The 2,014-nt window shown below is 53.4% G+C and carries 2 tRNA genes and 1 rRNA gene; all 3 read right to left on the reverse strand.

Annotated features, from left to right (window positions below):
• Window positions 1-2: 2 nt before the first annotated feature.
• Window positions 3-76 (reverse strand) — tRNA-Ala (locus J0656_RS19975).
• Window positions 77-201: 125 nt separating this feature from the next.
• Window positions 202-275, reverse strand: a tRNA-Ile gene (locus J0656_RS19980).
• A gap of 104 nt (window positions 276-379) precedes the next feature.
• Window positions 380-1,905 (reverse strand): 16S ribosomal RNA (locus J0656_RS19985).
• Window positions 1,906-2,014: the final 109 nt, after the last annotated feature.

The following is a 2,014-nucleotide window of genomic DNA, read 5'->3' on the forward strand; positions in this document are numbered from 1 at the left end:
CGTGGAGAATATCGGAGTCGAACCGATGACCTCCTGCGTGCAAGGCAGGCGCTCTAGCCAGCTGAGCTAATCCCCCATTTTTCAGTTATGAGTTATTAGTTGGGAGTTATGAGTGATAACCCTGTAACTCAACTTCTAAAATTTCCTTTTTCAATACCCAATGAACTTCGCACTCCGCACTTCCGTGCTTTGTACTTTTCGTAGTCTCAGGCAGACTCGAACTGCCGACCTCTACATTATCAGTGTAGCGCTCTAACCAGCTGAGCTATGAGACTGTCTTGGCCTTATTGCCAGTATTTGTAACATATCATAAACGACAGCGCAGAGGATAAAGACCACCTCGTGCGGGACAAGGCCTTCCGGACATCTCTTTCTCTAGAAAGGAGGTGTTCCAGCCGCACCTTCCGGTACGGCTACCTTGTTACGACTTAGCCCTAGTTACCGATTTTGCCCTAGGCCGCTCCTCTCGGTGACGGACTTCAGGCACTCCCGGCTTCCATGGCTTGACGGGCGGTGTGTACAAGGCCCGGGAACGTATTCACCGGATCATGGCTGATATCCGATTACTAGCGATTCCAGCTTCACGGGGTCGAGTTGCAGACCCCGATCCGAACTGTGACCGGTTTTGTAGATCCGCGCCCCCTTGCGGGGTGGCTTCCCTCTGTACCGGCCATTGTAGCACGTGTGTAGCCCAGGACGTAAGGGCCGTGATGATTTGACGTCGTCCCCACCTTCCTCACGGTTTGCACCGGCAGTCCCGTTAGAGTCCCCATCTTGACATGCTGGCAACTAACGGTAGGGGTTGCGCTCGTTATAGGACTTAACCTGACACCTCACGGCACGAGCTGACGACAACCATGCAGCACCTTGCAGGCGGTCCGAAGAAAGGGGTATCTCTACCCCATGCAGCCTGCATTTAAGCCCTGGTAAGGTTCCTCGCGTATCATCGAATTAAACCACATGCTCCACCGCTTGTGCGGGCCCCCGTCAATTCCTTTGAGTTTCATTCTTGCGAACGTACTCCCCAGGTGGGATACTTATCACTTTCGCTTGGCCACGGAGACCGAAGTCCCCACAGCTAGTATCCATCGTTTACGGCGTGGACTACCGGGGTATCTAATCCCGTTCGCTACCCACGCTTTCGTCCATCAGCGTCAGTACATGGTTGGCCACCTGCCTTCGCGATCGGTGTTCTATGTGATATCTATGCATTTCACCGCTACACCACATGTTCCGGCGACCCCACCATGACTCAAGACCTGCAGTATCAAAGGCAATTTTATGGTTGAGCCACAAACTTTCACCCCTGACTTACAGGCCCGCCTACGGACCCTTTAAACCCAATGATTCCGGATAACGCTCGGACCCTCCGTATTACCGCGGCTGCTGGCACGGAGTTAGCCGGTCCTTATTCTTACGGTACCGTCAGACGCCCACACGTGGGCGCATTTCTTCCCGTATAAAAGCAGTTTACAACCCATAGGGCCGTCATCCTGCACGCGGCATGGCTGGATCAGGCTCCCGCCCATTGTCCAATATTCCTCACTGCTGCCTCCCGTAGGAGTCTGGTCCGTGTCTCAGTACCAGTGTGGGGGATCCCCCTCTCAGGGCCCCTAACCATCGCTGCCTTGGTGGGCCGTTACCCCACCAACTAACTAATGGTACGCATGGCCATCCCTGTCCGATAAATCTTTAACCGCAATATCATGCGATATCGCGGTACCATGGGGCATTAATCCAAGTTTCCCTGGGCTATTCCCCTGACAGGGGCAGGTTCCATACGCGTTCCGCACCCGTGCGCCGGTCGCCACCAGAAAAGCAAGCTTTTCCGTGATGCCCCTCGACTTGCATGTGTTAGGCCTGCCGCTAGCGTTCATCCTGAGCCAGGATCAAACTCTTCATTGTATTTCCTTGAATGTCTGTCCGACACCCGGAATACCGAGTCCCTGCATCAAAATGGTTCATTTCTTAATTCTACGCTGTCGTTACAATATGTATATGAACTTCTTTGTTT

It is taken from the genome of Flagellimonas aurea, from assembly GCF_017313785.1.
GTDB lineage: Bacteria > Bacteroidota > Bacteroidia > Flavobacteriales > Flavobacteriaceae > Flagellimonas > Flagellimonas aurea.